The sequence below is a fragment of the Nocardia sp. NPDC047654 genome, from assembly GCF_043205035.1.
In the GTDB taxonomy this organism is placed as follows: Bacteria; Actinomycetota; Actinomycetes; order Mycobacteriales; family Mycobacteriaceae; genus Nocardia.
Genome location: NZ_JBIDDF010000002.1, coordinates 494,912 through 521,004, shown reverse-complemented (window position 1 = coordinate 521,004; position 26,093 = coordinate 494,912). Strand labels below are relative to the sequence as shown.

Annotated in this window: 23 protein-coding genes; 14 read left to right on the top strand and 9 right to left on the bottom strand. The window is 67.9% G+C overall.

Translation table 11 applies throughout. The features are described from left to right. Positions 1-41 precede the first annotated feature (41 nt). The 3 genes from ACGF7Y_RS10760 to ACGF7Y_RS10750 all read right to left on the bottom strand — a co-directional run bounded on the left by ACGF7Y_RS10760 (position 42) and on the right by ACGF7Y_RS10750 (position 1,817). The gene (locus ACGF7Y_RS10760) at positions 42-887 is read right to left on the bottom strand and encodes a DUF2786 domain-containing protein (protein WP_393231904.1); all 846 of its coding nucleotides are present in this window, start codon (positions 885-887) and stop codon (positions 42-44) included. Positions 888-976: 89 nt separating this feature from the next. Further along, the gene (locus ACGF7Y_RS10755; protein WP_393231901.1) at positions 977-1,339 is read right to left on the bottom strand and encodes a hypothetical protein; all 363 of its coding nucleotides are present in this window, start codon (positions 1,337-1,339) and stop codon (positions 977-979) included. Continuing rightward, positions 1,329-1,817, bottom strand: a complete 489-nt coding sequence (locus tag ACGF7Y_RS10750; protein ID WP_393231898.1) for a hypothetical protein — start codon at positions 1,815-1,817, stop codon at positions 1,329-1,331. Before ACGF7Y_RS10750 ends, ACGF7Y_RS10755 begins: the two co-directional genes overlap by 11 nt. 455 nt (positions 1,818-2,272) lie before the next feature. On the opposite strand from ACGF7Y_RS10750, the gene ACGF7Y_RS10745 reads away from it, so the two are divergent. The 6 genes from ACGF7Y_RS10745 (at position 2,273) to ACGF7Y_RS10720 (ending at position 9,143) form a co-directional block, all read left to right on the top strand. Continuing rightward, entirely contained in the window at positions 2,273-3,574 is a 1,302-nt protein-coding gene (locus ACGF7Y_RS10745; protein ID WP_393231895.1) for an ABC transporter substrate-binding protein, read from the top strand. 44 nt (positions 3,575-3,618) lie between these two features. Then, complete coding sequence (locus ACGF7Y_RS10740) at positions 3,619-4,647, top strand: carbohydrate ABC transporter permease (protein ID WP_393231893.1); 1,029 nt, start codon at positions 3,619-3,621, stop codon at positions 4,645-4,647. Next, on the top strand, positions 4,647-5,540 hold the full coding sequence (locus ACGF7Y_RS10735) for a carbohydrate ABC transporter permease (RefSeq protein ID WP_174315517.1): 894 nt from the start codon (positions 4,647-4,649) through the stop codon (positions 5,538-5,540). The genes ACGF7Y_RS10740 and ACGF7Y_RS10735 overlap by 1 nt, the downstream gene beginning before the upstream one ends. A 182-nt stretch (positions 5,541-5,722) precedes the next feature. Beyond that, positions 5,723-7,999, top strand: a complete 2,277-nt coding sequence (locus ACGF7Y_RS10730; protein ID WP_393231890.1) for a transglycosylase domain-containing protein — start codon at positions 5,723-5,725, stop codon at positions 7,997-7,999. A gap of 250 nt (positions 8,000-8,249) precedes the next feature. Continuing rightward, positions 8,250-8,708, top strand: coding sequence for a GyrI-like domain-containing protein (locus tag ACGF7Y_RS10725; RefSeq protein ID WP_040871176.1), 459 nt, complete (start codon positions 8,250-8,252; stop codon positions 8,706-8,708). Between the two features lie 9 nt (positions 8,709-8,717). After that, positions 8,718-9,143 (top strand): GyrI-like domain-containing protein, encoded by a 426-nt coding sequence (locus ACGF7Y_RS10720; protein ID WP_393231887.1) that lies wholly within the window; start codon positions 8,718-8,720, stop codon positions 9,141-9,143. Positions 9,144-9,211: 68 nt separating this feature from the next. On the opposite strand, the gene ACGF7Y_RS10715 is transcribed toward ACGF7Y_RS10720, so the two are convergent. The 4 genes from ACGF7Y_RS10715 to ACGF7Y_RS10700 all read right to left on the bottom strand — a co-directional run bounded on the left by ACGF7Y_RS10715 (position 9,212) and on the right by ACGF7Y_RS10700 (position 12,868). Next, the gene (locus ACGF7Y_RS10715) at positions 9,212-10,312 is read right to left on the bottom strand and encodes an inositol-3-phosphate synthase (protein ID WP_040871179.1); all 1,101 of its coding nucleotides are present in this window, start codon (positions 10,310-10,312) and stop codon (positions 9,212-9,214) included. Then, positions 10,305-10,862 carry a PadR family transcriptional regulator gene (locus ACGF7Y_RS10710; protein ID WP_040871180.1) on the bottom strand — a complete coding sequence of 186 codons (558 nt, stop codon included), beginning with the start codon at positions 10,860-10,862 and terminating at the stop codon, positions 10,305-10,307. The genes ACGF7Y_RS10715 and ACGF7Y_RS10710 overlap by 8 nt, the downstream gene beginning before the upstream one ends. 113 nt (positions 10,863-10,975) lie before the next feature. Beyond that, complete coding sequence (locus ACGF7Y_RS10705) at positions 10,976-11,773, bottom strand: DUF1707 domain-containing protein (protein WP_393231883.1); 798 nt, start codon at positions 11,771-11,773, stop codon at positions 10,976-10,978. Between the two features lie 3 nt (positions 11,774-11,776). Beyond that, positions 11,777-12,868, bottom strand: coding sequence for a DUF1707 domain-containing protein (locus ACGF7Y_RS10700; RefSeq protein ID WP_393231880.1), 1,092 nt, complete (start codon positions 12,866-12,868; stop codon positions 11,777-11,779). 113 nt (positions 12,869-12,981) lie between these two features. Here ACGF7Y_RS10700 and ACGF7Y_RS10695 point away from each other — a divergent pair, with 113 nt between their 5' ends. The 3 genes from ACGF7Y_RS10695 (at position 12,982) to ACGF7Y_RS10685 (ending at position 18,187) form a co-directional block, all read left to right on the top strand. Next, complete coding sequence (locus ACGF7Y_RS10695; protein WP_040871200.1) at positions 12,982-13,401, top strand: DUF5318 domain-containing protein; 420 nt, start codon at positions 12,982-12,984, stop codon at positions 13,399-13,401. 457 nt (positions 13,402-13,858) lie between these two features. Then, positions 13,859-16,291, top strand: coding sequence for a transglycosylase domain-containing protein (locus ACGF7Y_RS10690; protein WP_393231878.1), 2,433 nt, complete (start codon positions 13,859-13,861; stop codon positions 16,289-16,291). 225 nt (positions 16,292-16,516) lie between these two features. After that, the gene (locus ACGF7Y_RS10685; RefSeq protein WP_393233130.1) at positions 16,517-18,187 is read left to right on the top strand and encodes a glycosyltransferase family 87 protein; all 1,671 of its coding nucleotides are present in this window, start codon (positions 16,517-16,519) and stop codon (positions 18,185-18,187) included. A gap of 10 nt (positions 18,188-18,197) precedes the next feature. Here the strand turns inward: ACGF7Y_RS10685 and ACGF7Y_RS10680 are convergent, their stop codons facing one another. Together ACGF7Y_RS10680 and ACGF7Y_RS10675 are read right to left on the bottom strand one after the other, a co-directional pair. Next, positions 18,198-19,775, bottom strand: a complete 1,578-nt coding sequence (locus ACGF7Y_RS10680) for a TerD family protein (protein WP_393231876.1) — start codon at positions 19,773-19,775, stop codon at positions 18,198-18,200. A gap of 28 nt (positions 19,776-19,803) precedes the next feature. Beyond that, positions 19,804-21,222: a TerD family protein gene (locus ACGF7Y_RS10675; RefSeq protein WP_393231873.1), complete on the bottom strand. Its 1,419-nt coding sequence runs from the start codon at positions 21,220-21,222 to the stop codon at positions 19,804-19,806. A 180-nt stretch (positions 21,223-21,402) separates the two neighbouring features. Between ACGF7Y_RS10675 and ACGF7Y_RS10670 the strand changes: the two genes are divergently transcribed. The 5 genes from ACGF7Y_RS10670 (at position 21,403) to ACGF7Y_RS10650 (ending at position 26,091) form a co-directional block, all read left to right on the top strand. Continuing rightward, positions 21,403-22,026: an AIM24 family protein gene (locus ACGF7Y_RS10670; protein ID WP_040871306.1), complete on the top strand. Its 624-nt coding sequence runs from the start codon at positions 21,403-21,405 to the stop codon at positions 22,024-22,026. Between the two features lie 10 nt (positions 22,027-22,036). Continuing rightward, positions 22,037-22,732, top strand: coding sequence for an AIM24 family protein (locus tag ACGF7Y_RS10665; protein ID WP_393231869.1), 696 nt, complete (start codon positions 22,037-22,039; stop codon positions 22,730-22,732). A gap of 7 nt (positions 22,733-22,739) precedes the next feature. Then, the gene (locus ACGF7Y_RS10660) at positions 22,740-23,504 is read left to right on the top strand and encodes an AIM24 family protein (protein WP_393231867.1); all 765 of its coding nucleotides are present in this window, start codon (positions 22,740-22,742) and stop codon (positions 23,502-23,504) included. 100 nt (positions 23,505-23,604) lie between these two features. Further along, entirely contained in the window at positions 23,605-25,104 is a 1,500-nt protein-coding gene (locus ACGF7Y_RS10655; protein ID WP_393231865.1) for a hypothetical protein, read from the top strand. Between the two features lie 141 nt (positions 25,105-25,245). After that, positions 25,246-26,091 carry a hypothetical protein gene (locus ACGF7Y_RS10650; RefSeq protein ID WP_393231862.1) on the top strand — a complete coding sequence of 282 codons (846 nt, stop codon included), beginning with the start codon at positions 25,246-25,248 and terminating at the stop codon, positions 26,089-26,091. Positions 26,092-26,093: the final 2 nt, after the last annotated feature.

The window sequence follows — 26,093 nt, the reverse complement described above, 5'->3', positions numbered from 1 at the left end:
GCGGCCACGCCCGCCCGCACGCCCGAGGTTGTGCACGCTGGTCAACCACCCTCGGATGAGCTCAACTTCCGCCGGGCAGCAGGGAGTTCGGGCGAGGAACCGATCCGTGCGGCCCGGCCCGCTCGATCCCCCGCCGCCCGCGCGGCCGCCGAATGCCCCGCCGACGCCTGCGGCCCGCGCCAGGTGCCGCGCGCCTCCGACGTCTTGGCGTAGAAGTCTGTCAGCTCGATCTCTTTGGCGCGCAAGGCCAGCGCCGTGCCGGTTGCCTCGGCTTCCCGTGGCAACACCTCCGCTTCGACCTCGGCTTTCACCTCCGTCAGCCGCCGCCCGATCCGCGCGGCGAACGCCATCTGGAAGTTCAGCCGTGCCGTCACACCCGCGACCGGCGCCTGCACCCGGCGCCGGACCGGACGACCCCATCGCTTCTCCACCACGATCTTCTCGACGGTGGCCGATTTGTAGGCGCCCGACTTGATGTACTGGTCGGACGCGCGCACCATCTGCACGAGCAGGCTGGCGTAGAGCGCCTCGCAGGTATCGATGTCGGAGTCGAATCCATACGCGTAGACCTGCGTCGAAGTACGGGCGACATCGCAGCGCACGTCGTTCGCCGCCGCTATCGCGACGAACAACTGCACATAGGTCCGCAACCCGCGCTTGCCGGGCTCACCGATCGGGATGACCCGCTGCACCGGCGTTGGCCTGCGCTCGCGTCCCGCGATGTGCGCCCGCGCCACCGCGAGGTCGATGGACGACTTCGTGGCCAGGCGCTGAGCCGCGGCGAGAAACGCTTCGGCCTCGTGCTCGTTGTCGGTGGCCTCGGCCTTGCGCAGCAGCCCACCGATGCGGGTGAGCATCCGATCGGGAACCGCGTTCGGCGAAGTCATCGCGCCCCAGCGTAGTGGGCGAAGCCGGTCGAAGTCCGACCGCAGGCGGCTTCGGCACGAGCGAAGCCCGGATGACCGCCCAACGAGAACTACCTCGTTCGATCGCTCGGTACCGCGGTGAGCCCGCTGGGCCCGATCACGATGTCGCAAGGGACACCGAGTCGATCCATCTCGTACAGCGCCTCGTACAGGTGAGTGGACATCAGCATGTACCACCAACTCGAGGGCGTATGGTCGGGTTCGTCATCCGGAACCCTCGACGCGATCCGCGCGTAGTAGTCACTGATCGCCTCTTCACTGAACTCGATCGCGACCGGCGGCACCAGCTCGACCTCGCCCCGGGCCGTGATCCTGAGCCCGCCCTTCTCATCGGTCGCCACGCGAAGTCCCAACCCGCGCGCGGCGCGGGCCACCGATTCGGTCAGCTCGGCTGATGTCGGATCAGCGTGCACACCCACCTCCTGGAAAAGCCGTAATGATCTTTCCACTGCCAGTAACGATCACCGTAGGTTGAACGGTCTGTGCAATCTGACCGCTCACTTTGTTGACCAGGTAGATCTGGCCTGTATAGCAGAACTTCCCGCCGTCTTGCGTCGTGAACTTGTCCGGCGAGGACAGTGACTTCTCGATCGCCATATCGACGATATCGCGCCAGTTGCGTCGCTCGATCGCCGCCAGGCCCTCCCATTCGGCCATGTGGCGATCCTTGATATGACGGAATCCACTGTCCCTGTTCCCGCACAGCAACGTGCCCGGCTTGCCTCCCACCGGCCCGGTAGTGATCGAAAAGGTTCTGACTACTTTCGCGTCGTTGTCCGACACCCCGCAGGCACCCCAGACTTGGGGTTCGGCTGCAGCGAGTGATGCGAATCCCAGAACAGTGATTCCGGCACACACAGCAGATAACGCCACGCGAATTCCGATAGACACGCGAATTCCTCCCCCCGCGACAACGCAGCGAACTCAACTCCCATCAACTGCAAGTGCCTGCCTGCATGTGTAGGCACCCCTCCGCGAGGAGAGCACTTCCGAACGACGGCCGCCCACCCGCGAGCCGATCACCGAGATCGAAGTGGAACACACTCACTAGAGACAGTTAGTGCAACCTCGAACGCCTGTCGGGAATGGACACCGAACGTACGAACCCCCCGTCGGTAGCACGAGACTACCACCGAATTATCGAGTGGCGGAGGACATTACGAACTGCCCCAGCATCACCGGAACCACCTTGTGGCCACCGCGTGTACCGCCGAGCGCATCCTGGGAACAGGCCCCACGAGCTGCTCCTACCGCCACTGTCCCGCACTCCGGATCGACACCATGTATCTTGCCTTGTGCACCGGCAGGGTGTGCTGCCGCTCACGAATGATCCTGGAGTGTTTGCGATGGCTGTGAAGAAGGTGTCGTCCCTACGTTCGTCGCTGGTGCCGCGAGCCGCGGTGGCGGTCGCCTCGGTCGGGCTGCTGACCGCGACGTTCACCAGCGCCTGCTCCAGCGACAGCGGCGGCAGTCCGACCAGCCAGAACCTCACCGGTCGCGGTCCGATCACCTATGTCGAGGGCAAGGACACCACCGAGACCGGCGCGGTCAAGCAGCTGATCGAGCGCTGGAACGCCGCGCACCCGGACGAGCCGGTGACGTTCAAGGAACAGTCGAACGACGCCTCGCAGCAATACGACGACCTGGTCGAGCACATGCGGTCCAAGCAGTCCAACTACGACGTGGTCGCCTTGGACGTGCCGTGGACCGCCGAGTTCGCCGCCAAGGGTTGGATCCAGCCGCTGAAGGACTCCTTCACCATCGACACCAGCGCGCTGCTCTCCCCGCCGGTCGCCAGCGCCACCTACAACAACACGCTCTACGCCGCGCCCCGCAACACCAACGGCGGCCTGCTGTTCTACCGCAAGGACCTGGTGCCGAATCCGCCCAAGACCTGGAACGAACTGCTCGCCCAGTGCCCCATCGCGCGCCAGCAGAACATCGGTTGCTACGCGGGTCAGTTCGCGCCCTACGAGGGCCTGACCGTGAACGCGGCCGAGGTGATCAACGCCTATGGCGGCAGCTTCGTCGGCTCCGACGGCAAGACCCCCACCGTGAACAGCGCGCAGTCCCGCGCCGGACTGAAGGTCCTGGTCGACGCGTACAACAACGGCGACATCCCCAAAGAGGCCATCACCTTCAAGGAGCCCGAGTCCAGCAACGCCTTCGCGCAGGGCAAGTTGATGTTCCTGCGCTCGTGGCCGTCCACCTTCGGTGACGTCGGCGGCGAGGCCTCCGCGGTGAAGGACAAGTTCGCGGTGGCACCGCTGCCCGGAGAGAACGGCGTCGGCGCCTCCACCCTCGGCGGCTACAACGCGGCGATCAGCGCGTACTCCAAGAACAAGGCCACCGCACTGGACTTCCTGCGCTTCCTGATCAGCGAGGACGCGCAGCACATCGTCGCCGCGGGTGCGCTGCCCTCGGTGCGCGCGTCCATGTACGACGACCCGGCGCTGATCGCGAAGATGCCGTACCTGCCCGCGCTCAAGGACTCCATCTCCAGCGCGGTGCCGCGCCCGGTGACACCCTTTTATCCCGCGGTGAGCAAGGCCATCCAGGACAACGCTTATGCTGCGTTGAACGGAACCAAGTCCGTCGACGACGCGATCACCGGGATGCAAAAGGGCATCGAAACCGCCGGATCGTGAGCGGTTGAGCGCAACGGACCCGACGAACCCGCAGGAGAGAAACGGTGTCGGATCCTTCGGGAACGGCGACTAGCGTGCCGAAAGACGACGAGTTCGTTCCGGCCGGGCGCGGCTTCGCCGCCAGGACGGCCCTGGAATTGCGACGATCCGGGAAAGCCTGGGTGTTCGTCACGCCCGTGCTGATCGCGCTCGCGGTCGTCATCGGGTATCCCGTGATCCGGGCGCTGTGGATGTCCTTCCAGAAGGACCCCGGCCTCGACCCGGCGACCGGCATGTTCGTCGAAGGCGGCAACGCCGGCTTCGCGAACTACACGCACTGGCTGCTGCAACAGTGCCAGGTCGCCACCGGCGAGACGGTGGCCTGCCCGACCGGCAACCTCGGCTCGCAATTCTGGGTGGCCATCGGGGTCACCCTGTTCTTCACGGTCGTCACCGTCGCGTTCGAAGCGACGCTCGGCCTCGGCATGGCCATGGTGATGGGCAAGACCTTCCGCGGCAGGGCGCTGCTGCGCGCGGCCGTGCTGATTCCGTGGGCCATCCCGACCGCCGTCACCGCGCGGTTGTGGGAGTTCATGTTCCAGTACGACGGCGTGGTGAACCGCGTACTCGGCACGCACATCCTGTGGACCTCCGACGCGTGGCCCGCCCGGTTCGCGGTGATCGCGGCCGACGTCTGGAAGACCACGCCGTTCATGGCGCTGCTGCTGCTGGCCGGACTGCAAGTGATCCCGGCCGACGTGTACGAGGCGGCTCGCGTCGACGGCGCGTCGGCCTGGCAGCGGTTCACCCAGATCACCCTGCCCCTGCTGAAGCCCGCCCTCCTGGTCGCGGTGCTGTTCCGGACCATGGACGCCCTGCGGATGTACGACCTGCCCGCGATCATGACGCTGGGCAACCCGTCCACCCGCACGGTGTCGATCCTGGTGGTCGATCAGGTCCGGCAAGGCCCCAACAGCGCGGCCGCGTTGTCCACGATCACCTTCCTTTTGATCTTCGCCGTGGCGTTCGTGCTGGTGAAGATCCTCGGCGCGAACGCGGTTCGCACCCAGGAAGAACAGCGGGAGGCGCACTGATGTCCGTGCAGACGGCGCAAAAACCGGCGACCGACAAGTCCGCCGCGCGGCCGGTTCCGTGGACCAGACGACTCGGTTCGGTTCGCCTGTACCTCGGCGCGCTGATCGTGCTGGTCTGGGGTCTCGCGCCGTTCTACTGGATGGCGGTCACCGCGTTCCGCGACCCCGACTACACCTTCGACAACACTCCGTGGCCGACGCACGTCACGCTGGAGAACTTCCGCAACGCGTTCGACACCAGCCGCGGCAACAACTTCGGCAAGGCGCTGGTCAACAGCATCGTCATCGGCTCCATCACGACGGCGATCGCGCTGGTGATCGGCGTGCTCGCCGCGTACGCGCTGGCACGGCTCACCTTCCACGGCAAGTACGTGGTGTCCGGCCTGATCCTCAGCGCCTCGATGTTCCCGGTGGTCGTGCTGGTGACCCCGCTGTTCCAGCTGTTCACCAACCTCGGCTGGATCGGCGAGTACCAGGCGATGATCATCCCGAACATCTCGTTCGTGCTGCCGATGACGGTCTACATCCTCGCGTCCTTCTTCGCCGAACTGCCGTGGGAACTCGAAGAAGCCGCCCGGATCGACGGCGCCACCAAGTTGCAGGCCTTCCGCCTGGTGATGCTGCCCTTGGCCGCTCCCGCCGTGTTCACCACCGCGATCCTCGCGTTCATCGCCGCGGTCAACGAATACCTGCTCGCGCGTTTGCTTTCCAGCGACAAGACCGAACCGGTCACCGTCGCGATCGCCCGCTTCTCCGGCAACAACCCGCTGGTCCAGCCGTACGCGGCGATCATGGCGGCAGGCACCATCGTCACCATCCCGCTGGTCGTCATGGTCCTGCTCTTCCAGCGCCGCATCATCTCCGGCCTGACCGCGGGCGGCGTGAAGAGCTGAGCCTTCCGGGGCGGTCGCAGCGAGCCGGCGCCCCGCACAGTGAGTCGCACATCGCCGCGCTGGTGCGTGCGGACGGGCCGGAAAGTGGAAAGCCGCTTGTGAGAGAACACGGTAAACTCTGGCTTTCGACGCTCTTTTCCGTTCGTTCGTGCAGGTGAGTTCGTCCGGCGCTCCGGGAGGAGATGATCGTGAGCTCGTTCCGCAAACCGCGAGGACGTGGACGCGGCGCCAAGGGGGCTCCCCCGACCGCACCGTATGCCTCGATCGCGGGCTGGACGCAGCGGCCGGATGCGGCGAAGCGGGACGCACGCGACCGGCGCGAACGCGCGGCGGCCCGCCGGAAATCACGGCCGCCCACCCCGCGTCCGGCGCAGCCGGATCGGCCGCCGCGCAGCAGAGCCGAACGTATCCGTCGCCTGCTGCTCGCCTTGTTCATCCTCTTCGGCGTGGTGCCCGCGCTGCTGTCCGTCCTGGCGTACTGGAGCGCCGAGATCCCGGATCCGAATGCGGTGCAGACGAATCAGATCGCGACCATCTTCGCCTCCGACAGCAGCACCGTGCTCGCGAAAATCGTTCCGCCGGATGGAAACCGGACACCGGTTCCATTGTCCGATGTGCCGCGGCCGGTACGCGACGCTGTGCTGTCGGCGGAGGACCGCAATTTCTACACCAATCCCGGTTATTCGACTTCCGGCTTCCTGCGTGCCGCACGGGACAACCTGCTCGGCAAGGACAACGCGGGTGGCGGCTCCACGATCACCCAGCAGTACGTCAAGAACGCGTTCCTCGGCTCCGAGCGCACCGTCACCCGCAAGATGCGCGAACTGATCATCGCGGCGAAGATGGCGCGGCAGTGGAGTAAAGACGACATCCTCGCCGCGTACCTCAACACCATCTACTACGGCCGGGGGTCCTACGGCATCGCCGCGGCGGCCAAGGTCTACTTCGACAAACAAGTCGACCAGCTGACCCTCGCGGAGGGCGCGGTGATCGCGGCGCTGATCCGGACGCCCTCGATCCTCGACCCGGAAACCCACCTCGCGGACCTCAAAGCGCGCTGGCGCTACGTGCTCGACGGAATGGTGGAGATGGGCGCGCTGGCGCCGGGCGATCGCGACGCGACCGTCTTTCCGCCGATCATCCCGCTCACCCAGATCCCGGACGACAATGTGACCCGCGGCCCCGAGGGCCTGATCCGCAACCAGGTGGTGCGCGAACTGCGCGACTCCGGCATCAGTGAGCGCGACTTGAACAAGGGCGCGTTGCAGATCACCACCACCATCGACACCAGGGCGCAGCAGGCGGTGCTGGGCGCGGTGCGCGACCGGCTCGGTGCGCAGCCACCGGAACTGCGCGCCGCGGTGGTGTCGATCGACCCGCGCTCCGGCGCGGTGCGCGCGTACTTCGGCGGCTACGACGGTATCGGCTTCGATTTCGCCCAGGCGCCGTTGCAGACCGGGTCGGCGTTCAAGGTCTTCGCGGCGATCGCCGCGCAGCAGCAGAGCATCCCGCTGTCCCGCGTGCTGGACAGCTCCCCCGTGACCGACCGCGGTACCCGGATCACCAACGTGGACGGCGAATCGTGCGGCAAGTGCACCATGGCGGAGGCGCTGAAGCGCTCGCTGAACACCAGCTTCTACCGGTTGACCATGACGATGTTCGACGGCCCGCAGGCGATCGCGGACGCGGCGCACGCGGCGGGCATACCGGAGGAACTGCCGGGCGTACCGGGCAAGACCCTCACCGAGGAAGGCGGGCGACCGCTGAACGGGATCGTCCTCGGGCAGTATTCGGTCCGGCCCATCGACATGGCCTCGGCCTACGCCACGATCGGCGCGTCGGGCGTCTATCACCGGCCCTATTTCGTACAGCGCGTGGTGACCGGTGACGGGCGGGTGCTCCTGGATCGCGGCCCGGACCAGCAGGTCGGTGAACAACTGCCCGAGGGCAGGCAGAGCTTCCCCCGCAAGATCGCGGAGAACACCACCGAGGCGATGCTCCCGATCGCGGCCTACTCCAATGGGCACGCGCTGAAGAACAACCGTCCCTCGGCCGCCAAAACCGGTACCACGCAACTCGGTACGAGCGATCTGAACAAGGACGCGTGGATGATCGGGTTCACCCCGTCGCTGTCCACGGCAGTATGGATCGGAACCGAGCAGTCCCAGCCGATCCGCACCGCGCGCGGCGCCGACATCTACGGCTCCGGCCTGCCCGCCGACATCTGGAAACAGGTGATGGACGACGCGCTCGACGGCACGCCCATCGAACAGTTCCCTGGGACGCGGGCCCCGGACCGGCCGAATCAGAGCAAGCCTCCCTCGGGCGGCCCCTACGACATCCTCAATCCGCCGCAGCAGTCACCGCAGCGCGAACCCGCCGTGATCATCCCGTCCAGCCCGCAACCGCCCAGGGAGGTGGAGATTTTTCCGGGCCTGAGCATTCCGGTTCCTGGATAGCGATGATGCTGTGACCTTCCGTGGCCCGGCGGAACGCATGACATGGCAGCATCGTTTGCCAGAGTGAGAGCGAACAGCGAGTGCGTCGGAACGGGCCGACGCCGAAACCGCGGAAACGATGCGGAAGGATATGCGCTCGAGCGACGACAGCGCGGCGCGAGCGGCGGGCCCGGAGGCGGTAGCCTGCGCACCATGGAGGGCACCGGGAGCGACGCCAATTGAAGACAGACGAGACATAGGGGCTACGCCGGTGGATTTCAATGTCGTTGACCAACCCGAGACGCTGGTGGCGGGAACAGTGCTTCGCAGCCCCGCGCTCGCGGTCGAGGGGCCGCGCCGCGCGAAAGTCGAAGAGGCGTGGAAGCGCAACCTGGCCCGCAAGCTGCCCGGACCGCCCACCACGGCGTACGTCGACCACGCGCCGGAGATCAATTCGTACCTGACCCATATCGTCGGCTACCGCTGCCACAGCTTGGCCGACCTGCAGCCCGGCGACGTGCTCGCCCGGGTGCCCGCCGGGCGCTTCGCCCGGTTCATCGCCAGCGGCGACAATCTCGGCGACACCATTGTGAGCATCTGGCGAGCGGTCTGGGACGCGGAGGCCGCGGGGCGGCTCCTGCGCGCCTATACCGGCGACTGGGAACACTATCCGGACGCGCGAACGGTGGAAGTCTTCGTGGCATTGGCAGACGATCAGGGCAACGGGTAGGAACAGACAGTGGACTTCGAGATCGTCACTTTGCCGCAGAGCATGGTCGCCGGCCTGACCGTGCCGCTGGCCGGCCGTGAGGTGACCGCGCGTGACCTCGACCTGGTGAACTTCACGTGGGACCGGTATCTGGCGCGGGAGAAGACCGTGCCGCGGGTGGCCGCCTACATCGGCCAGAACGATCACGCCGTCGCGGTGCTCGGCTACGAGATCGGCGGGATGGACGAGTTGGACCCGGGCGATGTGCTCACCATCATCCCGCAGGGCCGCTACGCCAAATTCGTCGTCGCCGACAAGCCCTACGACCTGCTGCGCACCGCGTGGGCGCAGGTGGCGAAGGCCGAGAACGCGGGAACCATCACCCGTTCTCACACCGCCGAGGTAGAGCGCTACACCGGCCCGGCGTCGGTGGAGGTCTACGTCTCCCTGGACTAGCGCGGACGTCGTACCAACGCAGCCGGCCGGAGGCATCGCCTCCGGCCGGCTTGCGTCGGTCTGCCGAATTACTCCGCGCCGATGATGAAAGCTTCCAGCTGGGTGCGCGCGATGTCGTCGGCCAGCTGCTGCGGCGGGGACTTCATCAGGTAGGCCGAGGCCGGGATGACCGGTCCGCCGATGCCGCGGTCCTTGGCGATCTTCGCCGCGCGCACCGCGTCGATGATGATGCCTGCGGAGTTCGGCGAGTCCCAGACCTCGAGCTTGTACTCCAGGTTCAGCGGCACGTCACCGAAGGCGCGGCCCTCCAAGCGGACGTAGGCCCACTTGCGGTCGTCGAGCCAGCCCACGTGATCGGACGGGCCGATGTGCACGTCGTTGGCGCCGAGCTCCTTCTTGAGGTTGCTGGTGACGGCCTGGGTCTTGGAGATCTTCTTCGATTCCAGGCGCTCACGCTCGAGCATGTTCTTGAAGTCCATGTTGCCGCCGACGTTGAGCTGCATGGTGCGGTCGAGCTGCACGCCGCGATCCTCGAACAGCTTGGCCATCACGCGGTGGGTGATGGTCGCGCCGACCTGGCTCTTGATGTCGTCACCGACGATCGGGACACCGGCCTTCGTGAACTTCTCCGCCCAGACCGGGTCGGAGGCGATGAACACCGGCAGCGCGTTGACGAACGCGACACCCGCGTCGATCGCGCACTGCGCGTAGAACTTGTCGGCTTCCTCCGAACCCACCGGCAGGTAGGACACCAGCACGTCGACGTTGTTGTCCTTCAGTACCCGCACCACGTCGACCGGCTCGGCCTCGGACAGCTCGATGGTCTCCGCGTAGTACTTGCCGATGCCGTCGAGGGTCGGGCCGCGCTGCACGACGACGTCGCTGGGCGGCACATCGGAGATCTTGATGGTGTTGTTCTCGCTGGCGAAGATGGCCTCGGCCAGGTCGAAGCCGACCTTCTTCGCGTCCACGTCGAACGCGGCGACGAACTTGACGTCGCGGACGTGGTAGGGCCCGAACCGTACGTGCATCAGACCGGGAACGGTCGCGGACTCGTCCGCGTCCCGGTAGTACTGCACGCCCTGGACCAGCGAAGAGGCGCAGTTTCCCACACCTACGATGGCGACGCGAACCTCTGTGGCGTTGTCAGCCTTCTCGATGTCACTCATGGCCGGTATTTCCCTCTTTCTGTGGTGCCGCCTTCGTCGATTGCTCCGCCGCAATCAACTCGTTGAGCCAGCGCACTTCGCGCTCGCTTGATTCGAGTCCGAGTTGATGGAGCTGCCGGGTGTAGCGATCCAGCGAACCGCTGGCCTTCTTGATCGCCTCCCGGAGCCCCTCTCGGCGCTCCTCGACCTGACGCCGCCTGCCCTCCAGGATCCGCATCCGCGCTTCCGCGGGGGTGCGGCTGAAGAAGGCCAGATGAACGCCGAAGCCGTCGTCGGTGTAGTTCTGCGGTCCGGTGTCGGCGAGCAACTCGCTGAACCGCTCCCGCCCGGCCGGAGTCAGTTGGTAAACCCGCCGCGCACGGCGAGTCGTCGCGCCCGCGGGGATCTCCTCGGCGATCAACCCGTCCGCCTGCATGCGGCGCAGTGTCGGGTAGAGGGATCCGTAGGAGAAGGCACGAAACGCCCCGAGCAGGCCGGTCAACCGCTTGCGCAGTTCGTAGCCGTGCATGGGTGCTTCGAGGAGCAGCCCGAGGATTGCCAGCTCGAGCACCGGGCTTCACCCCCTGACTGTTGTACAGACCTAACCGATGGATGCGACTTTCCACTATATCGGAGCGATACATCTGTGCACAGACGTGGCCGGGGAACGGGCGTTGCGCTGATTCAGCGAGAGGCGGGGAAGACCGCGATCGGCTCGCCCGCGAAGGTGACCTTCGCGTACCCGGACGCGCCGCCTTTGCACTTCACGTAGATATTCGCCACGGGACCGCGATCGGCCGCGTCGGGTGTGTCGAACTCCAAGCCGACGTGGCTGATCTCGCCGTCCGGGCACCGCACCGTCTGCCGCGCGCCGGCCAGCAGCCGGGCGATGGCGGGCACGTCGATGGCGGCGAGGTCGAAGGTGCGCGTCCCCGTTTTGCGCTCGGAGGTCCGCGAGGTGCGGAAGTCGCCGTTGTAGTAGTAGTCGCCGGTCTGCGACTCGTTGCCGGGCTGCTGCCGAGCCACGATGACGTACTTCGGGTACAGCGTGACATCGTCGGCGATCAGGTCGCCGAACTCGGCCCGGTACTCCGCGAGGAAGTAGGCCAGACCTGCCCCGGTGGTCATATCGGGGACCTTCTCCGACGACCCGGGCAGATCGATGCCGCAACGACTGATCGCGCCCACCATCGCACCGGCGACCAGGGCGGCAGCGATCGTGTAGACCGGCGCCAGCCAGCGCCGCGGCCGCCTGCGGTCGACGCGGACCACCGGGGCGTTCGCGAGTTCGCCTGGAATCTGTAGATCGCCGATCAGCGCGTCGAGTTCGCCGAAGGATTTGGCTCGCATCGCCTCGGTGGTCCGCGCGGCGTGCTCGCCCGCGGTGAGTTGGCCATCGGCCAGCGCGGCGTCGAGCAGGCCGCACACGTCGGCGCGGTCGGTGTCGCGGGCGCGGATGCCGCTGTATCGGGTGGTCGCCATCGCCTATCCCTTGAACGGCCGGACGAGGCGGATCTCGCCCGCCGGGGTCAGCGTGAAGTAGCCGCTCTCCCTGACCGGGTTGTTCACGTGCACGGTGACGGTTGGTTCGGCGGAGCCCCTGTCGCCGTTCGCGCTCACCATGAAATGCGACACAGCGCCGCCCGGCACCCGGGTGATCGTGGCCGCGTCGGCGAGCGCCCGGCCGATCGCGTCCGCGTTCAACGTGCCCAGATCCACCGAGGGTGTGTCGGCCTTGCGCGTCTCGATCTTCCCGGACTGGGCGAACCCACCGCGGTAGTCGTAGGAGACCTTCCGGTTCGGCTGGCCCGGCACCGCCCGGACGAGCGTGGCGTAATTTTCGTGCATATACAGCTCGTCGACTTGGAGGTCGCCGAATTTCCGCTGGTAGTTCCGTAGGAATGTGGCGATTCCGTCGGTGGTGTGCGGGCTCGGTGTGGGGATCACCAACGGCTGCACCGCCCCTTGGTCCAGCGCGGGCAGGGCTTGCGCCGCCGGTCGCGGTGCCTCCGCCTCCCGGGTGACCGCGAGATATCCGGCGCAGGCGGCCAGCACCGCGGACACGGTCACCGCACCCACGTACCACTGACGGCGACGCGAACGCGGCGGCCGCGGCGCGGGGGCGGTATCGCGGGACCGCTGCAAGTCCGAGACCAGATCCTTCAGATCGCCCAGGGTGCGCGCCTCCGCGGCGAGTTCGGTGAGGGTGTCGTGCTCCTCTTCGGACAGCTGGCCGTCGGCGCGGGCGGAGTCGAGCAGGTCGCGAGTAGTGGCGCGATCGGCATCGCGCGCCCGGGTGTGATCGGGATAACTTCCGCCAGATGCCGAGCGGCGCAGGACTTTTCGCGTGGCCGACGAGCGCTGCGCGGTGAACCCGCGCGCCGCGGCGGGGGCTTGCAGATCGGCGGTGAGCGCGGCCAGCTCGCCGAGCGTTTTCGCCGCCGCGGCCTGCGCGATCCGGTCGTGATATTCGTCGGCGCCGAGCTGGCCCTCGGCGTAGGCGGCATCCAGCAGGCTGGACGCGGTGGCGCGGTCGAGGTCACGCGCTCGCGTGCGCCCGGATGCTGCGGTGGACACAGACGGATCGTAATCCGGATAACGGCGCGACGCGCCGGATCCGGCACCCGCCGGAGCCGGTCAATCCGCACAGCCCGGGGCGGGCCGATTCCAACACCGCTACTCTGGTTCTCGTGCGAATTCAGCGGCAAGTTGTCGACTACGCCCTCCGGCGCCGGTCGCTGCTGGCTGACGTCTATGCGGGCCGAGTCGATGTCGCCGAGGTGTGTGATGCGAATCCCTACCTCTTACGTGCGGCGAAGTTCCACGGTCGGGGGAGTGAGGTCACATGCCCCATCTGCCGGAAGGAACAACTGACCCTCGTATCCTGGGTCTTCGGCGACGGCCTCGGGCCGGTCGCCGGATCGGCTCGCACACCCGAGGAACTCGTGCGCCTCGCCGAGACGCGCGAGGAGTTCTCGGTCCATGTCGTCGAGGTATGCAGGACCTGCAGCTGGAATCATCTGGTGCAGTCCTATGTGCTCGGTTCCACGCCTGCGCCGCCACGCCGCCGCACCGGGACACGCGCGAACCGGCGCACCGCCGCCGAATGAAGTGCCAGGTCATTCGCCCGTCGGGTGACTCGCGGAGCCGGCATGCGTCCGCCGCGGTGACGACTACCGCTGATAGCCACTTGGACCGCTACGAGTTATGGAGATCTTGTCAGTGAATTCGCCCTACGAGACTTCCCCCTACGGCGATGAGCCACATGGCGGCCGTCCTCCACAGAGTTCACGTCCAAGTCCCAACCCGTACCAGAATCCCCGTCCCGGCCCGCCGCCTGGCGCCCGGCCGGTTCCGCCGCCCGGGGGGCGTCCCATCCCCGGTGAGCCACGCGGCCCACAGGCGCCGCGCCGTCCCGGCCCCCCGCCGCAGGGACGACCGCCACAGGGTGGCCGTCCGCCGCAGCCGGGCAGGCCGCCGCAGCCCAATCGCGGCGTACCCGCCGGCGGCGCTCCCGGCCCGCAGCAGACCCAGCGGATCCAGCGGCCGGGCTCGCTGACCGAGGCGGTGGCCGACCGTGACCGGCGCGGCCCCTCCACCGGCCCGCGTCCGGCCACCGGTGCGCGTCCGGCGGTGGACCGTGAGGGACGTCGCGTCCCGGGCAGTGGACCCTCCACCGGCGAACGCAGGCAGACCGCGGGCGGCCCGCCGTCGGGTCCGCCGCCGCGCCGTGGCGGCGGCAACGGTGACGGCTCCGATGGGCCGGGCAGGCGGCCGGCGCAGAAGAAGAAGTCGCCGTGGCGCATCGTGCGGCGCACCCTCTACGTCCTGATCGCGTTGGCCATCCTGCTGCCCAGCGGCATCTTCCTCGCCGCGTACACCACGGTGTCGGTGCCGCAGCCGGGAGATCTGAAGACCAACCAGGTGGCGACCATCCTCGCCTCCGACGGTGACACGGTGATCAGCAAAGTGGTGCCGCCGGAAGGCAACCGGACCGACGTCACCATCGAGCAGATCCCGCCGCACGTCCGCAACGCGGTGATGGCCGCAGAGGACCGGGACTTCTACACCAACCCCGGCTTCTCGATCTCCGGCTTCGCGCGTGCCGCCAGGGACAACGTCCTCGGCAAGGAGAGCGCGGGCGGTGGTTCGACGATCACCCAGCAGTACGTGAAGAACGCGCTGGTCGGTGACGAGCACTCGCTGACCCGCAAGATGCACGAGCTGGTCATCTCGGCCAAGATGGCGCGGCAGTGGAGCAAGGACGAGATCCTCGCGGCGTACCTGAACACCATCTACTTCGGTCGCGGCGCGTACGGCATCGACGCGGCGTCCAAGGCGTACTTCGGCAAGCCCGTGCAGGAACTGACCGTCGCCGAGGGCGCGGTGCTGGCCGCCACCATCCAGTTGCCCTCCAGCCTGGACCCGGAGAAGAACCCGGAGGGCGCGAAGACACGCTGGAACTACGTGCTCGACGGCATGGTCTCCGCGGGCAACCTGAGCGCGGGCGAGCGGCAGAGCCTGCAGTACCCGCAGGTCGTGTCCCTCGCCTCCACCCAGGACAAGGAGCAGGACTCCGGCCCCGAAGGCCTGATCAAGACCCAGGTGCTCAAGGAACTCGCGGCGGCGGGCATCAGCGAGCAGCAGCTGAACACCTCGGGACTGCAGATCACCACCACGATCGACCCGAAGGCGCAGCAGGCGGCGGTCGACGCCGCCACGTCGAAGATGCAAGGCGAGCCGGAGCAGCTGCGCACAGCGGTGGTCTCGATCGATCCGCACACCGGCGCGGTGCGCGCCTACTACGGCGGCAACGACGGCCAAGGCTACGACTACGCCAACGCCGGTTTGCAGACCGGTTCGTCGTTCAAGGTCATCGGCCTCGCGGCCAACCTGGAGCAGGGCATTCCACTGTCGCAGATGTACGACAGCTCGCCACTCACGGTGAACGGCATCAAGATCAGCAACGTCGAAGGTGAGCAGTGCGGCATGTGCACCATCGCCGAAGCGCTCAAGCGGTCGCTGAACACCAGCTTCTACCGGATGCAGCTGGACATGCAGAACGGTCCGCAGAAGATCGCCGACATGGGTCACCGGCTGGGCATCCCGGACACCATCCCGGGTGTGGGCAAGACCCTGACCGAGTCGGACGGCTCCGGGCCGAACAACGGCATCGTGCTCGGTCAGTACCAGGCCCGGCCGCTGGACATGGCCTCCGCCTACGCGACGCTCGCCGCCTCCGGCGTCTACCACGCGCCGCATTTCGTGACCAAGGTGGTGACCGCCGACGGCCAGGTGCTGCTCGATCGCGGCGAAGTGGCCGGTGAGCAGCGCGTCTCGGCCGCGGTGGCCGACAACGTCACCGCCGCGATGAAGCCGATCGCAGGCTACTCCCGCAACCACGGACTGGCCAACGGGCGCGAGTCGGCCGCCAAGACCGGCACCGCGCAGCTGCTGGACACGGGCGAGAACAAGGACGCCTGGATGGTCGGCTACACCCCCTCGCTGTCCACCGCAGTGTGGGTCGGCAGCGTCGACAACTCTCCGCTGCGCAACTACGGCGGCGGCATGATCTACGGCTCGGGTCTGCCTTCCGACATCTGGAAGGCGACAATGGACGGCGCGCTCTCGGGCACCCGCAACGAGACGTTCCCGAAGCCCGCGCCGATCAAGGGCCAGGCCGGTGTCCCCGAGTGGTCGGCGCCCTACACCCCGCCCACCACCGTCGACTCCCCCCTGCTGCCGCCGGTCGTGGTCGCGCCGACCCAGGTGGAGATCCTGCCCGGTATCACCATCCCGGTGCCCGGCGTCCAGCCCGCACCGCAGCAACAGCGTCCGCAACAGCAACGTGAGTCGGACTCGGGCCCGCTGCCCGGCCAGCCGGTCGCACCGACCGACGGTTCCTCGCCGACCGCCACCGGCTCACCGAGACCGGGCAACAGCGGCAACTCGGGGAACGGCGAAGGTACGAGCGGAACAGCGCCCACCCGAGGTCGATAGATCCTCGTCGCAGGCCGGGGCCGACCGCACCATGGTCGGCCCCGGCCTGCGTGTCGCCTCCCTTTCGACGAACCCGGTGGTCGGCATGCGCTGTGGTGCCGAGGCGGTCGGTGCCCGAGTCGATCCGGACCGCGCGGCGCCCTCCGGGTAGCCTCGGGTTCCGTGACCGATCAGCAGTTGGTGGAGCCACGGAGGAATGGGAGGGCGCCGCTGTCGGACCAGAAGATGGTGCCCGGTGGGGCGTACTACGCCGCTCCCGCTCCGCTCGCCTCCGATCTGCGATCGGCGGACGCGCGCGACCGGCCGAGCCGCAACGAATCCCTCGCCGCGCAACTGTCCACGGTGATCGGCGGGCCGGTCGGTGATCATGCGCTGATCGGGCGGGTGCGGTTCTGGACGCCCATGCGAGTGCTGCTGGCGTTCACCGTGGTGTTCCTGGCACTCGGCTGGTTCGGCAAGGCGGGATGCCTCCAGCAGACCGATGGCGCGGACGGCCCGACCCTCGACTGGAACAACGGCCGCCAGTACCTGGCGATGTGTTACTCGGACACCGTTCCGCTCTACGGCGCGGAACGGCTGAACGAAGGCGCCTTCCCGTACAAGAAGCAATGGACAGAGCAGACTCCCGACGGCGGGCGGGAGACGCGATACATGGAGTATCCGGTGCTCTCGGGCCTGTACCAGTACTTCTCGATGCGGATCGCGAAGAGCTGGGACGCCGCGCCGCTGCCCGGCGCGTTGCAGGTGGTGATCTACTTCAACGTCGTCGCGTTCGGCCTGGCGATGGCCTGGTTGATCACGGTCTGGGCGTCGGCGCTGCTGTCCGGCCGCCGGATCTGGGACGCGGCGCTGATCGCCTGTTCACCGTTGGTGATCGTGCACGCGTTCACCAATTTCGACGCGCTCGCGACGGCCTTCGCCGCGACCGGCCTGCTCGCCTGGGCCCGGCGCAAACCCGTGCTCGCGGGAATCCTGCTCGGTCTGGGCGGCGCCGCCAAGCTGTATCCTCTGCTGCTGCTCGGTCCGATCGTCGTGCTGTGCCTGCGCACCGAGACGATGCAACGCACGCCGCGCACGCACCTCGGCCTGCGGATCCGCGATATCGACAGCTGGCCCGCCTTCCTGGCGTGGGTGCGCGAGACGCCCTACCGCGTCCAATTTCTCAGCGCCCGTCCGCTCGGCGCCGCGTCCGTCACCGTATGCGCCGCGCTGGCCACCTGGCTGGCGGTGAACCTGCCGATCGCCGCGCTGTTCCCGAACGGCTGGCGGGAATTCTTCCGGCTCAACACCACCCGGCATGCCGACCCGGACTCGATCTACAACGTGATCTCCTCGTTCACCGGCTGGCCCGGCTTCGACGGCGTGCTGACCCACGGGGAGCAACCCGCCATCCTGAACGCCGTCTCGCTGTTGGCGTTCGTCGCGGCCTGCGCGGTGATCGCCTACATCGGCCTCACGGCGCCGCAGCGACCGCGGCTGGCGCAGTTGTGTTTCCTCGTGGTCGCGGCGTTCCTGCTGACGAACAAGGTGTGGAGTCCGCAGTATTCGCTGTGGCTGGTGCCGCTGGCCGTCCTGGCGTTGCCGCACCGGCGCATCCTGCTGGCCTGGATGACCATCGACGCGCTGGTCTGGGTGCCGCGTATGTTCTACTACCTCGGCTTGGACCGCAAGGGCCTGCCCGAGCAGTGGTTCACCGGCACCGTCGCCCTGCGTGATCTGGCGGTACTCGGACTGTGCGCCCTGATCGTGCGCCAGATCTACCGCCCCGAGGAGGACTTGGTGCGGCGCGACTTCGTCGACGACCCCGTCGGCGGGATCGTCGACCGTATGCCGGACCCACTGCTGGCGTGGCTGCCTGCGCCGCTGCGACCGCGACCGGCGGTCGCACGCGGCTGACCAGGCGATCTCACGGGGTGCGCAGGAAGCGCGCCTGCCGTTCCGGCTCCTGCGGCAACATGTCCAGATCGAGTTCCCACGCGCTGCCGGTCCACGGGTCGAACAGCGGCGTACCACCGATGGTCGGCAGATGGCGGCACGACTGCGACAGCATCGCCACGGTGGTGTCGGCCGAGTCGGATTCGTCGGCGCCGACGATCACGATGGACAGTCCGATCAGCTCGCCACGCGTGATCAACGCGCCGATCCGCTGCGCGTCCGAGCTCTGATAGCCATGCGGGAAATCCGCGGCCAGCAGGACTCGATGCTCGCTGGGCGGTGTGAAGGCGCCACTCGCATAAGCCAATTCGGCCAGTTCGGCCGCGTCCACCAGCGCTTGCAACCGCGCCGAGATATCGGCGTGGTCGGTGATCGGCGGGCCGTTCAGCACCGGAGCCAGCAAACCGGTGAAGCCGCTGAACGCATCGGTCAGGTCGATGATGTCGAGCAGCGTCCGCCGCTGCGGCGCCGTGGCGAGCAACCGCGCGAGCAGCGCGCCCACCACGGGCGTGACCGCACGGGTCGATTCGGCATCGATCCACAACGGCCGGTTCAGCGGCACCGGAACGCAATACGGAATGCGCACCGATCCCCGGTCGAGCGCGTACAACTCGCCGAGCCGGATACCGTCGCTCGGTGCGGGCGGCTTGTCCCAAACGGGCGAGTCCCAGGAGGCCAGGGCGGGCGGCAGCACCCGGTCGGCCTCGGCGAGTTCGCCCGTCAGCTGTTCGGCGTCGCGCTGATGGTTGCGCTCGGCGGTGGCGACCAGCTCGTCGTGCCGTTGCTGCGCGACCCGGCGCGCCTGCTCGGCTGCCGGAGTATTCCTGGTCGCCGGGTCGGAGACGGCGAGCGACAGTTCGTGATCCAACCGCTTGGCCGCGTACTCCCGCGCCGAGATCAGCGCGGCAGCCGATCGCGCGGCGTCCTCGAACACCATCCACAGCCGTTCCAGGCCGTGACCGACCTCCAGCGGCGCACCGGCGGCGGCGATCTGCGCGTCACCCGCCAGCGGACCGGCCATGGTGTGCGTACCGGGTTGGTCGGAGTGCCCGGATTCCGTGGCCGCGCCGTCGACCTCGACGCCGTGCGCCGTGAGCAACACGGCGAGACCGCCCGCGTAACCTTGGCCCACCGCGCGCAGCTTCCAAGCAGGACCGCGCCGGTACACCTCCAGACAGATCAGCGCCGTCTCACCGGACGACGGGGTGATCGCGAATTCCGCGGTCACGCTGTCGTTCTCGGACAAGGTGGCGGTGACCGGCCCGAGCCCGTCGGCCCGCGCGGGGGCGGCCGGGTCGGCACTGACCACAAGCAGCACGGCCTTCGCGTCGGCGCGCACCTCGGTGAGCGTGATCGTGACCCCGTCGGCCGCCAACGCGACCCCCGCCGTGGCGGGCTGGTTGTAGAAGACGAAATCGTCGCTGGAGAACACCTTCAGGTTCTCGGCGACCACCAGCGCGGAAACGTCGAGGGCAGCCTCGGCGCGCGCACTGAAACGAACGACCTCACCGGTCAACGGGATGTTCTGACCGGCCCGCAGTTGAATCACCGTGTCTGCCCTGCTGTCGCGCCGCCGGTCAATTGTTGACGAGGAACCGGCCGAGCTGCGGCACCGCCTCACCCGGATGCTTGGCCTGGAAGCCCTCACCGAGCGCCTGCAGTTTCCAGTCGCTGCCCACCCGGTACAGCTTGGACATCGCCATGGCGGTGAACGGCATGCCACCGGCGAGCGTGTACCTGGCCAGCTCGCCGTTGGTGGTCCCGTCGACCAAGCGGCAGAACGCGTTCTGCACCTGCTCGAAGGTGTGCCCCTTGTAGGAGGTCACGATGAACACCAGCGTGGTGATGTGCGCGGGGATGCGGGTCAGGTCGACCAGGATCACCTCGTCGTCGCCCTCGCCCTCGCCGGTGAGGTTGTCGCCCTGGTGGCGGATCGAGCCGTCCTTCGAGGTCAGCTGGCCGTAGTAGGCGACGTCCACCGGGTTCATGTCGGCGAACAGGATGACCGACGCGTCCAGGTCGATATCGACCGTGCGGTTGCCGAACATGCCGCGGCTGCGCACCGGATCCCAGCCGAGACCCATCTTGACGAAGGTCAGCGCGGCGCCTTCCTTACGCAGGGTCACCCGCTGGCCCTTGACCAGGCTGACCGGGCGGTCCTTGCTCAGGCTGACCTCGGCAGGCTGCTGCGGGACGGGCTGGCCGGGCGGCGGATAGCCCGGCCCGGGGGCGGGGGGCGGGGGATAACCCTGGCCGGGCGGCGGCGGATAACCCGGCCCGCCCTGCGGTGGCTGACCGGGACCCGGGGGCGGGTAGCCGGGGCCGGGCGGCGGATAGCCGGGGCCGGGCGGTGGATAGCCGGGGCCGGGGCCGGGCGGCGCGTACTGCGGCGCCTGCTGCTGGGTCGGGTACGCCGGGGCGGTCGGCGGCTGCTGAACCGGCTGCGGCGGAGGCGGCGGGGCCTGTGGCGCCTGCGCGGGCTGGGCGGGCGCATCATCGACCGTCACACCGTGATCGGTGACCAGCGCGGCGAAACCGCCCGCGTAGCCCTGTCCGACCGCACGCACCTTCCACGCACCCTGACGACGGTAGAGCTCGAGCGCGATCACGATCGACTCGGTGTTCAGCCCTTCGATCCGGTACTCGTACAACTGATTACCGGCCGCGTCCGACACGATCGCGGTCGGTGCGGGGAACATGCCGAAATTGCTGTTCGCGTCGTCCAGCGTGATCACCGCGCGAATCTGATCGATGTCGGCGGGCACGGCGTTCAACGACACCGCCAGCGACGCCGGCTGGCCCGCGGGCGCGGGCTGCAAGTTGACGCCGGGGCCGCTGGGCTGGTTGAAGAAGACGAAGTCGGCGTCGGAACGGACCTTGCCCCGCTCGGTGACCAGTAGTGCCGACAGATCCGCCGGCGCCGTGAGCTGGACGGAAATCACCACGTCGTTGGTGGCCAGCGGACCGTTCTGGCCCTTGGCGAGAGTTGCGGACAAGTTCGACCCTTCGCTTGTCGGTGCGTTCGCCTGACACTCTACGAGAAACGCGCTGCGCGGCGCTTGTACTCAACTGCCGAGCTACCCCGACACTCGCGAAACATCGGTTAGGGTGACGGCACGCAGATGGAATGCGGCGATCACATCGTGTTCCCGATCGAGACAGCAGGCAGACACCGCATGGCGCAACTGTTCGAGCAATCGAAGAAGGTGATCGAGGCTCATCTGGCCGGAACCAGCCTCCGCGCGATCTCCGGCTCGATGATTGCCTACGAGGGAAATGTGCAGTTCAAAGCGGCCGGTTTCGGCGGAGGCGACGGTGTGATCGCCGGGCTGAAGCGCCGGGCCACCGGTGAGAAGCTGTCGCTGATGGAGTGCGCCGGGCACGGCCGGGTGTTCTTCGCCGTCAACGGCCAGCACGTCACCGTGGTCGACCTGAACAACGAGACGCTACAGGTGGAGTCGCAGCAATTGCTCGCGTTCGCCGGGAACCTGCGCACCGATGTGCGTTTCGCCGGTTTGCGCGGTGCGTCCAGCGGGCAGGGCCTGTTCACCACTACCGTCTCCGGCCAGGGTCAGGTCGCGCTGCTCTCGGCCGGCGGTCCGCTCATCCACCTGGAGGTTTCCCCGCAGTACCCGCTGATCGTGGATCCGGACGCGTTCGTCGCGGCGCGCGGGAACCTCAACCAGTCCTTCGTCACCGACGTGTCCTGGCGCAGTTTCGTCGGCCAGGATGCGGGCGAGGCGTTTTCGCTGCGCTGGGACGGCCAGGGCGTGGTGTTGATCCAACCGGCGGAACGGTAGGGGCGAGCGGGTGTTCGAGAAGGTCAACGGCAAAGTCGTCAAGGTCGATGTCGGGATGGCGGGCGGTGTGGTCGCCCGCAACGGCGCGATGCTGTTCTATACCGGCGACGTTTCGTTTGCCCCCCACCAGATTCCGGGGGCGCAGGGTATGGGCGGCATGGGCGGGCTGATGGGGCTGGCGGGCCGCGCGATGGCGGGTGAGCACGAGCGCACCATGCTCGCGCAGGGCAACGGCCAAGTCCATTACGGATTCGCGGGCCTGGAGGTCCACGTGGTGCACATGCAGCCGGGCGCGACGCTGCGCGTCGAGGCTTCGCGGCTGCTGGCCAACACCGCCGGATTGCAGAGTTCGGTGGTGTCGGTGATGAGTTCGGGCGGCGGAGGCGGTGGCGGCCTGATGGGCGCGCTGCGTGGCGCCGCCTCTGGCGCGTTGACCGGGCAGGGCATGTTCACCACCCAGCTGTCCGGGCAGGGGGCCGCGGTGCTGCTCGCGCACGGCGGATTCCTGGAATTACAAGTGGGCGGGCCCAATCCGATCGTGGTCGACCCGCAAGCCTTCGTCGCCGCCTACGGCAACGTGCAGACCGAGCTCAAAGCGGCACTGAGCTGGCGGGATGCCGTCGGTCGCGGTTCCGGCGAGGCGATGCAGCTGCATTGCGCCGGGCAGGGCGTCGTCTACGTGCAGGCCTCCGAAGAGAAGTTGTGAGCAGGGTATGTCCCAGATCCTCAACCCCATGAATCTCGGTGAGAGCGACAACCTCCCGGGAAACAGCTACGCGTACTGCATCGACCTGAACAAGCCGTGGTTCATGCGCAAGGGCGCGATGATCGCCTACTACGGCGACATGCGGTTCCAGATGCTCACCCACGGGTTGCAGGGCGGGCTGCTGCACATGGTGTCGCAGCAGTTCTCGGCGCCGCTGTTCACCGGCGATTACGTCGTCGCGGAGGGGCGCGGCAAGCTGATCATCGGCGACCGCGGCTACGACATCAATTCCTATGACCTCGAGGACAACGGCAACCTGACCATCCGGGCGGCGAACCTGCTGGCCTTCGAGCCGGGTCTGTCGCTCAACCAATCCATCGTGCCCGGCTTCCTCACCCTCATCGGCACCGGCAAGTTCCTCGCCTCCTCCAACGGACCCGTCATGTTCGCCGAGCCTCCGCTGCGCGTCGACCCGGAATCGCTGGTCGGCTGGGCGGATTGTCCCTCTCCCAGCCACCACTACGACGAGCGCTGGATCTCGAACTTCCTGGCCGCCGGTGCGGCGCGCTTCGGCGTGAACTCCGGTGAGGAGCGTCAGTTCGAGTTCACCGGCGCGGGCACCGTGCTGATCCAATCCAGCGAGAAGGTGCTCAGCGACTCGATGCTGGTACGCACCATCGAGGGACAGATCCAGAGCGGCATCACCGTCGGCGGCCTGCAAAGACTGCAAGGGCTCATCGCGCAGCAATTGGCGGGGCAGCAGCAGTACTGACCCGCGGAACTCCGGTCGCGGCCGCGCGAACATCGCGACCTTGCCCGGAATCACTCGCGTGGGGGATTCGCGGCCCGCCGGACCTCGATACCGTTCATTCGTGTTTCACATCCTCTCCTCCCATATCCTGCGCGCGGCGCTGCCCGCGGCGATCCTCGCCGCAGCGGCGGTGCCAGCCGCCGCGATGCCGATTCCGGCGGTTCCAGCCGTGCCGGAACCGCCGCGATTCGCCGGTGCTGCCGCGAGCGGTGAACCGGTCACCGGCATTCCCCCGGTCCCGCAGAACCCGCATCTGGCGCCGAACGGCAACTCGGGTGTCCACAACGACGGGTGGATGAGCGACACCTACACCCGCCCCGGTCCGCTCGGCCGCGCGCCACGGACCGATTCCCTGCTGCTCGGCAGCGAGTGCGGCTCGGTGGCGTTCGACCGTGCCGGACGCATCGTCACCACCTGCCTCGGGCTGCAACCGGGGCTCTACCTCATCGACCCGGCGACGATGACCGTCCTCGGCAGGCATCCACTGCCGGGTAAGAGCCCGATCGACACGTTGCGACCCGGCGCTTTCAACAACTTCGTCGGCGGCGGGTACTTCTACCTCGACAACGAGGACCGCGCTGTAGTGGGCACCAGCACCGGCCACATCCAAGTATTCGCCGAGAATGCTGCAGCCGAAGGCTTTTCGCTGGTGCGCGACTACGACCTGACCGGCGTGCTGCGCCCGGACGAGACGCTGAACTCGGCGCTGCCGGATTCCAACGGCCTGATCTGGTTCGTGGCCAAGACGAACGGCGTGGTCGGCACACTCGATCCGGATACCGGTGCGGCGCAGGTGGTTCGGCTCGGAGCGGGCACTGAGAACCAGATCGAGAATTCGTTCGCGGTCGGCGCGGCCGGTGAGGTGTACGTCGCCACCAACCGTCAACTCCTGCGTTTCGACGCCGGTCCGGACCGGGCACCCCAGGTCACCTGGCAGACCACCTACGCCAACAGCGACCAGCGCAAGCCGGGCCAAGTGGACGACGGAACCGGCACCACGCCCACCGTTCTGCCAGACGGTTATGTCGCCATCACCGACAACGCCGATCCGATGAACGTCGTCGTCTACCGCACGGCGCCGTCGGTCGCCGAACGACAGGTCTGCGCGGTACCGGTGTTCGAGCCCGGCCGCAGCGCCACGGAGAATTCGTTGATCGGTGCGGGACGTTCACTCATCGTCGAGAACAATTACGGATATTCGCATCCCGACGCGGTCGCGTCCGGCAAGACCACCACACCGGGGTTCGCCCGTGTCGACATCGACGCCGACGGCAACGGCTGCCATCTCACCTGGACCAACTCGGTCGAAGCCGCGCCCACGGTGGTACCGAAGCTGTCCCTGGCCACCGGCTTGGTCTACACCTATACGAAAGGCACCGAGCCGAGCGACCCGTGGCACTGGACCGCCCTCGACTACCGCACCGGCGCGACCGTGTGGAAACAGCTGTCCGGCACGGGCCCGGGCTTCAACAACAATTACGCCGGGATAGCGATCGGCCCCGACGGAGCGGCCTACCTCGGCACGCTCGGCGGACTGGTGTCGATACGCGACAGCCGGTGAGCCCACAAAACGGGCAAACCACGTCAGAGTAGATCGCGCCGACAGGCGGATCACGTATGTACAGCAAAGGATTCGCGACGGATCGGTGAACTCGTCTCGATGTGCACCGGCGCCGGTCCACGGTCGGCGCAGAATCGGGTCATGGCTGACTCGGCGCTTTCGGCGCAGCGTCGCACGGCGCTGACGCACCTGGTCCAAGACGAATTCTGTTTCGCGACAGCATATCCGCGGGTCGCCGACTACTGGGCCGCCGCGGGCCGGTTGCCCGGCACCGGGGACGACATCGCCGACGCCACGTTCGACCTACACCTGCTGCACTACATGACCGGGGGCGCGAGCACGAACCCGTACTGGGACATCGTCGCCGCAGCGGTATCGCCCGGGCCGTGGGAGCGCGCGAACCGCTCCGAGGTGAACGGTGGGAACCCGAAAGGCAGTGCGCGACTGGCGTACGCGCAGATTCTGCTGCAAGCCGCCTACGCGTACGCGATCCCCTCGCCCGCGACACTGCGCTGGATAGCGGACGTCGCGCAGGGCCAACCGGTGCTGGAAGTCGGTGCCGGGCGCGGCTATTGGGCTTACCAACTCACCCGAATGGGTGTGCCCACCAATGCTTTCGACTCACACCCGCCGGACCGGGCGGCCAACACGGCGTTCCCCGCCGCCGCGGGACTGCCCGCGACCTGGCACCCCACCGCGACGCCACCCGCGTCGACCGCCGATCTCGCCGCCGCCCACGCCGACGACGCGCTGTTCCTCTGCTGGCCGCCCGGCTGGGAGAACCCCATGGCTTCGACGACGCTCACCGCCTACCAGGACGCGGGCGGCTCGCTGCTGGTCTACATCGGCGAACCGCGCGGCGGGCGCACGGCCGACAGCGCGTTCTTCGACGCGCTCGAGGCCGGGTGGACTCTGCTCGACCAGGACCCTGGCTACGTCTCGTGGTGGAATCTCGGCGACCGGGCACAGTGCTGGCAGCGTCGGTGAGT